This window comes from Bradyrhizobium sp., from assembly GCF_016462955.1.
Lineage (GTDB): Bacteria > Pseudomonadota > Alphaproteobacteria > Rhizobiales > Xanthobacteraceae > Bradyrhizobium.
This window is the reverse complement of the sequence record NZ_JAEMSD010000378.1, coordinates 1-6,675: the sequence shown is the minus strand read 5'-3', so window position 1 is coordinate 6,675 and position 6,675 is coordinate 1. Positions and strand designations below refer to the sequence as shown.

The window sequence follows — 6,675 nt, the reverse complement described above, 5'->3', positions numbered from 1 at the left end:
GATCAGCACAGAGAATTGCGCCGCCTTGGCGACGATGCCGAACAGACGCCGCCGTTCGGCGAGGTCGCGGCCGATCAGAAGCCGGAAGCCGTTCTCGAGTTCGGTAACGCGTACCAGCGCACGATGGTCGCGATCGTCGGCGTCCTCGAGGCGGCGGTAGGCCGTCTCGGACCAGCCGCGCGTCGCCATCACGCCGGGCGCGAGCGAGCCGACATTGCCGGCAATCGCCTGCCCGGTCGGCGTCGTGACCAGATAGAGATTGGCGCCCGGCCGCAGCGCACGGTATTCGATCGCGAGCACGAGGCCGCGCAAGCCGCGGCGGCCGTAGATCTCGCTGATCTCCGACGTCTCGGCATTGACGGTCTGCGTGATCTCCTCGGTGATCAGCCGCCGCGTATTCCAGGCGAAATAGGCCAGCAGCGAGGCCGCGAACATCGCGAACAGCAGCAGATAGACCAGCGTCAGCCGGAACGCCGTGGTGCGGAAGAGTTTACCGAATGCCGTCACGGATCATGTGTCCAGTTTCAATACCGCGTCCGCCATCACAAGAGTGGTATTTCGCTTTGTTTGCAACAACATAGCTTCATACATCGTCGAATCTGCGCACAGCTCCCTTGGGAGCGACTGGCACGCAAAGCATCCGTGACGGCAGGTGACAAGCGGACGTGGAACGTTAAGGGGGCATTCAATCCGAACCAAGTTAAATCCCCGCAAGCTGGCGCCCATGCGGACACCAGGGGAAGCTTGGCTGGCCGGGAAGGAGCCAATCCGCTCCAGGGTCGGCCTTCACCGGAACGTATCAGTACTCGTTTCGAGAACCCGGATCTGCGTCCGACAATGGAATGCGCAATACCGGCAGGGCAATTGCATATGGGCCTTTGCGCGAGCTAGCGCGCGCCTCGCCCTTCGAGACGACCGCTTCGCGGTCCCTCAGGGTGAGGCTAAGCGGCACCGGTGACCGTTGAAACTGGCGCAATGCATACGCTCCTCATCCTGAGGGCCCGCCAACGGCGGGCGTCTCGAACGATGGCCACAGGGGAGATCACTCCCATATGCGATTGCCCTGGCAATGCCGGGCGCGCCCCCTCACACTTCCAGCCATTGCGCGCGAACGTCGCTGTTCGATCTCAGTTGCTCGGGCGTACCTTCGAAGACCACACGACCGTGGCCCATGACGTAGACGCGGTTGGAGATCTTCATCGCAATCGACAGCTTCTGCTCGACGAGCAGGATCGCAACGCCCGCCTGCGCGATGCGGGCGATGAGATCGCCGACCTGCTGCACGATCAACGGCGCCAGACCTTCGGTCGGCTCGTCGATCATGATGAGATCGGGATCGCCCATCAGGGTCCGGCACGTCGTGAGCATCTGCTTCTCGCCGCCCGACAGCACCCCTGCAGCCGTATCCGCCCGCGCGGCCAGGTTCGGAAACATGTCGAGCATGTCCTGAAGCTGCCATTTGCCGGGGCGCCGCGTGTCCTTGATGCCGAGGAGCAGGTTCTGGCGGACCGTCAAACCCGGAAAGATGTCGCGATGCTCGGGCACATAGCCGAGACCGAGGCGCGCGATCCGGTAGCTCGGCAGCCCGGCGATGTCCTTGCCCTTGAAGCGGATCGTGCCTTGCGGCGCAACCTCGCCCATGATCGCCTTGACCGTGGTCGAGCGTCCGACGCCGTTGCGGCCGAGCAGGCTGACGACCTCGCCTGCGGCAACGTCGAGATCGACGCCCTGGAGAATGTGGCTCTTGCCGTAATAGGCGTGCAGGTCCCTGACCTCGAGCATCAGTGCGCCTCCTCGCCGAGATAGGCTTCCTTGACTTTCGGGTCGCGCCGGATCTCCTCCGGCGTGCCGGACGCGATGATGTGGCCGTAGACCAGCACGGAAATCCGGTCGGCGAGGCCAAACACGACGCTCATGTCGTGCTCGACGATGACCAGGGTCTTGCCCTCGGTCAGGCGCCGGATCAGCGACACCGCGCGCTCGGTCTCGGCGTGGCTCATGCCCGCCGTCGGTTCGTCCAGCATCACGACGGTCGCACCGCCGGCGATGGTGATGCCGATCTCGAGCTCGCGCTGCTCGGCGTAAGTCAGCAACCCGGCCGGAACATCGCGCCGATGCGTCAGATGGATATCGTCCAGGATCTGCGCCGTGCGCTCGCGCACCTCCGACAGGCTGTCGACGTTCTTCCAGAAGGCGTAACGGTGCCCCGTCGCCCACAGCACGGCACAGCGGACGTTCTCCCAGACCGACATGCGCGCGAACACGTTGGTGACCTGGAACGACCGCGACAGGCCGCGCCGATTGATCTCGAACGGCCTGAGGCCGGAGATCACATCGCCGTTCAGCCTCACCTCGCCCGAGGTCGGCTTGATATGGCCGCTGATGAGATTAAACGTCGTCGACTTGCCGGCCCCGTTCGGACCGATGATGGCGTGACGCTCACCTTGCGCGACGCTGAGATTGAGATCGCGGATGATGCCGACATTGCCAAAGCGCTTTTCGACAGCGCGGACTTCGATCGCCGCCGTCATGCCAGATACCCCCGGTCGCGCGCGATCGTCGTCGCGCGGTCCCATGCCTCGCCAACCCGCCGCCAGCTCAGGCGCGCGACGAAGAAGCCGCCCGCGACGAGGATCGCCGCACTCGCCCACGTCACCGGCGACGCCGGGCTGAAGGCCACGCCGAACAGGTTGATCGGGCTGCCCTGACCGCTATGCGTGCGCGCGATCGATTCGATCGTCAGGATCACGCCGCAAGCGAGTGCCAAGGTCGGCACCGCCGCGAGCAAATAGGAGGGGATCACCGTCGGCAGAGTTCCGGCGCGCACCAGCGGCCGGTGCATCATGATGAGCCCGGCGATGCCGCCGGGGGACAGCATCACGATGCCGATGAAGATGATGCCGAAATAGAGCTGCCACACGCCGGTGACGCTGGTCAGCCCGAGCTGAAGATAGGTCACGAGGATTGCACCCAGGATGGGTCCGAAGAAAAAGGCGACGCCACCGATGAAGGTCGAGAACAGCACGAGGCCGGATTGGATCGCGCCGAGATAGGCGGCGTTGGCGATCTCGAAGTTGATCGCGGCCAGGCCCCCCGCCACGCCGGCGAAGAAGCCGGCAAAACAGAAGGCGATGTAGCGGACCACGTGCGGGTCGTAGCCGATGAACTGGACGCGCTCGGGGTTGTCCCGCACCGCATTGCTGATCCGCCCCAGCGGGGTCCGGGTCAGCGCATACATCGCGATGGCGGAGATGACCAGCCAGAACGCGATGAGATAATAGACCTGAAGCTGCGGGCCGAAGCTCAAGCCGAGGATTTTCGGCAAGGACGTGCGATCGGTCGATATCCCGGACTCGCCCCCGAACACCGAACGCAGGATCAGCGAGGAGGACGCCACCAGCTCGGCAATGCCGAGCGAGATCATCGAGAACACGGTGCCGGCCCGCTTGGTCATCACCCAGCCGATGACGAGCGCGAAAGCGAGGCCGCCGAGCCCGCCGAACAGCGGGATGAACGGCAGCGGGATCGGCCAGCCGTGCGAGACCACCGCGTTCATCATGTGGCACGCTGCAAAGCCGCCGAGGCCGTAATGCACCGCATGGCCGAACGACAGGAGGCCAGTCTGGCCGAGCAGGATGTTGTAGGACAGCGCGAACACGATCGCGATGCCGATCAGGCTGAAGGACGTCAGCGAGCCGCCGGAGGAGAAGATCAGCGGCAGCACGATCAGCACGGCGATGCCGGCCAGCCATATGCCGTAGAAGCGCAGGCCGTCGCCGACTGTGGTGTCCACGATCTTCGACGTCGGTGTCGATGTCATCTTGGCGTTCATGTCTCGCGCGTCCCCATCAGGCCCATGGGGCGTACGATCAGAATGATCACCAGCAGCAGATAGGGCACGATCGGCGCCACCTGGGCGATGGTGACGTTCCAGATGTCGGTGAGCACGGACGGCCCCGCCGACGGATCGAGCGGACCGAAGGCGCTCGCCAGCGAACCGTTCAGCGCCACCGCGAAGGTCTGTATCAGGCCGATCACCAGCGAGGCGATGAAGGCGCCCGGCAAGGAGCCGAGGCCGCCGAACACGATGACCACGAACAGGATCGGTCCCAGTGCCGCGGCCATGTCGGACTGCGTCACCAGCGCGGGACCTGCGATCACGCCGGCAATTCCCGCCAGCGCGCTGCCGACGCCGAACACCAGCATGAAGATGCGACCGACATTGTGGCCGAGATGCCCGACCATGTGGGGATGCGTCAGCGCGGCCTGAACGATCAGGCCGACCCGCGTGCGCTTGAGCACCGTCAGCAGCACGATGAAGATCAGGATCGACACGGCCAGCATGAAGATCTTGTAGGCGGGATAATTGGTCGAAAAGATCGTGAAGGCGGGAAAGTCGAGCAGCGCCGGCACGCGGTAGTCGACGGGGCTCCTGCCCCACATCATCGCTACGATTTCCTCGATCGCGAACGCAAGACCGAAGGTCAGGAGCAGTTCCGCCACATGGCCGTGCTTGTGCGTATTGCGCAGGCCGTAGCGCTCGACCGCCATGCCGATCGCGCCGACCAGCAGCGGTGCCAGCAGCAGCGCCGGCCAGAAGCCGATCCATTTGGTGAGCTGGTAGCCGAAGAAGGCGCCGAGCATGTAGAAGCTGGCATGGGCGAAATTGAGCACGCCCATCATGCTGAAGATGACGGTCAGGCCACTCGACAGCAGGAACAGCAGCATGCCGAACAGCAGGCCGTTCAGCGTCGATATCACGATCAGTTCAAGCACAGTATTCGTACCTCTGGCCGGGACGTAAAGGCCTCGGCAAACTCTTCGGTCGCACCCAAACAGCAACCTTCCCGCAAGCCGCTGCCGGCTAGCGGGAAGGCGAAGCTGGTCCGGCTTACGGCCGGGTCATCTTGCAGGTCGTGGGAACCATCGTCTTGGAGGTGTCGACCTTGGAAACCAGGTGCCATCCCCAGCCGGTGCCTTCCTCGTCGAACGGCTCGTTTGCAGCGAGCTTGCCGAAGGAGGAGATGTAGATCGGCTGGAAGAACTGGTGATCGTCCTTGCGCATGACACCCTCGCCGCCGTCCAGCACCTCGAACTTGAGGTCCTCGAGGGCTGCGGCGACCTTCACGGGGTCGAGCGAGTTGGCCTTCTCGGCCGCGGCCTTGAACATGCGCATCTCGTTGACCGCGCGCGGATACCACAGCGACATGTTGACCTTGGCACGGAAGGCCTTTTCGAAGTCCATCGCCGGCTGGTGGCCGGAATTGGCAAAGCCCTCGGTGATCTGGAACACCTGATGGTCGAGACCGGTCTGCTTGATCGCGGTCGGGCCGCCGGCGCCGCCGGCATAGTAGGTGTACCAGTTGACCTTCAGGCCGGCGTCCGCAGCAGCCTTGAGCAGCAGTGCGATGTCCTGGCCCCAATTGCCGGTGACGACGCTATCGGCGCCCGAAGCCTTGATCTTGGCGACGTAAGGCGAGAAGTCGGTGATCTTCAGCAGCGGATGCAATTCGTCGCCGACGATCTGGATGTCCGGCCGCTTGGCGCCCAGCATCTTGCGCGCGTCGGCCCGCACCGACTGGCCGAAGGAGTAATCCTGGTTGATCAAATACACCTTCTTGATCGCAGGGATATCTTTCATATAGCTGGTGAGCGCCTCCATCTTGATGTCGGAGCTGGCATCCCAGCGGAAATGCCAGTAGCTGCACTTCTCGTTGGTCAGGCTCGGATCGACGGCGGCGTAGTTGAAGTAGAGCACTTCCTTGCCGGGATTGCGCGTGTTGTTCTTGGTGACGAAATCGGACAGCGCCGCGGCGACCGACGAGCCGTTGCCTTGCGTGATGTAACGGGCGCCGGCGTCGATCGCCTTCTGCGCCTGCACCAGGCTTTCCTGCGGGTTGGTCTTGTTGTCGAGGGGCAGGACCTCGATCTTGCGTCCCAAGATACCGCCCTTGGCGTTGATCTCGTCAGCCAGATACTGGAACGTCTTCAAGCCGCCTTCGCCGACGCTGGCGCCGCCGCCGGACAGCGGATCGATGTAGCCGAACTTGATGGTCTCCTGCGCGAATGCTGCTCCTGCGACCATCGTCAGCGCTGCCGTCGCAGCAATTACGAGCTTTTGCATCCTTGCCTTCTCCCTTTGTGTGTTCTTGTTCCTTGGCGATCGAAGCTGACTCGCAACGTCGGTCGCGCCACCTCTCGCTACTCCAACATTGAATACTGTGTAAAGTTTTGGTGCAAGAAATAATTGCGGCTTAAACATGAAGATTGCCGCGCGCCATGTGGAATATTGAATTCACAGGCAACTTTTTTTGACCAAGCTGCGCTCATTCCGCGGTTCACACCACTCCGGATGGGGAAGCAAGTGCAGAGCGCGGCCGAGGCCTCGGACCGACCGCTTCAAGGCCCCTCCGACGCGGCTTGAGACCTGCGAGGAACAACCACGAAAAATGATCGGCAATCTGCATGGGAGACCACCTCCGCTCGGCCCTGAACCAGATCGGGTACCAATGGCCCATTCCGGTCAGAACGCGCTCGGCGAAGTAAGTGTCCACGCTGCGCAAGCATCCCTCGTCGATCCAACGCTGATGGTTTCTCTGGTCCTGCTGGATCGTTGCCAGCACCTGCCTGACATAGTGCTTCCGGTCAACGGCGTTGAGATAGTTGATGTTGTGA

General features: G+C 63.2%; 6 protein-coding genes and 1 pseudogene. All 7 read right to left on the bottom strand.

The window, feature by feature from the left end:
- Positions 1-507, bottom strand: a pseudogene (locus JHD07_RS28840) (two-component sensor histidine kinase); the annotation flags it as partial.
- A 579-nt stretch (positions 508-1,086) separates the two neighbouring features.
- Positions 1,087-1,782, bottom strand: coding sequence for an ABC transporter ATP-binding protein (locus JHD07_RS28835; RefSeq protein WP_025035147.1), 696 nt, complete (start codon positions 1,780-1,782; stop codon positions 1,087-1,089).
- On the bottom strand, positions 1,782-2,531 hold the full coding sequence (locus JHD07_RS28830; protein ID WP_291628344.1) for an ABC transporter ATP-binding protein: 750 nt from the start codon (positions 2,529-2,531) through the stop codon (positions 1,782-1,784). The genes JHD07_RS28835 and JHD07_RS28830 overlap by 1 nt, the downstream gene beginning before the upstream one ends.
- On the bottom strand, positions 2,528-3,820 hold the full coding sequence (locus tag JHD07_RS28825) for a branched-chain amino acid ABC transporter permease (RefSeq protein ID WP_291628348.1): 1,293 nt from the start codon (positions 3,818-3,820) through the stop codon (positions 2,528-2,530). Before JHD07_RS28825 ends, JHD07_RS28830 begins: the two co-directional genes overlap by 4 nt.
- 8 nt (positions 3,821-3,828) lie before the next feature.
- Entirely contained in the window at positions 3,829-4,776 is a 948-nt protein-coding gene (locus tag JHD07_RS28820) for a branched-chain amino acid ABC transporter permease (protein WP_291628343.1), read from the bottom strand.
- 115 nt (positions 4,777-4,891) lie between these two features.
- A complete protein-coding gene (locus JHD07_RS28815) occupies positions 4,892-6,124 on the bottom strand; it encodes a branched-chain amino acid ABC transporter substrate-binding protein (RefSeq protein ID WP_291628342.1) in 1,233 nt (410 codons plus the stop codon).
- Positions 6,125-6,338: 214 nt separating this feature from the next.
- Entirely contained in the window at positions 6,339-6,623 is a 285-nt protein-coding gene (locus JHD07_RS28810; protein WP_366865382.1) for a hypothetical protein, read from the bottom strand.
- Between the last annotated feature and the right edge of the window lie 52 nt (positions 6,624-6,675).

What these genes read in the sequence shown, in the direction of transcription:
- JHD07_RS28835 (WP_025035147.1), bottom strand. Translation starts at nt 1,782, where the DNA reads ATGCTCGAGGTCAGGGACCTGCACGCCTATTACGGCAAGAGCCACATT.
- JHD07_RS28830 (WP_291628344.1), bottom strand. Translation starts at nt 2,531, where the DNA reads ATGACGGCGGCGATCGAAGTCCGCGCTGTCGAAAAGCGCTTTGGCAAT.
- JHD07_RS28825 (WP_291628348.1), bottom strand. Translation starts at nt 3,820, where the DNA reads ATGACATCGACACCGACGTCGAAGATCGTGGACACCACAGTCGGCGAC.
- JHD07_RS28815 (WP_291628342.1), bottom strand. Translation starts at nt 6,124, where the DNA reads ATGCAAAAGCTCGTAATTGCTGCGACGGCAGCGCTGACGATGGTCGCA.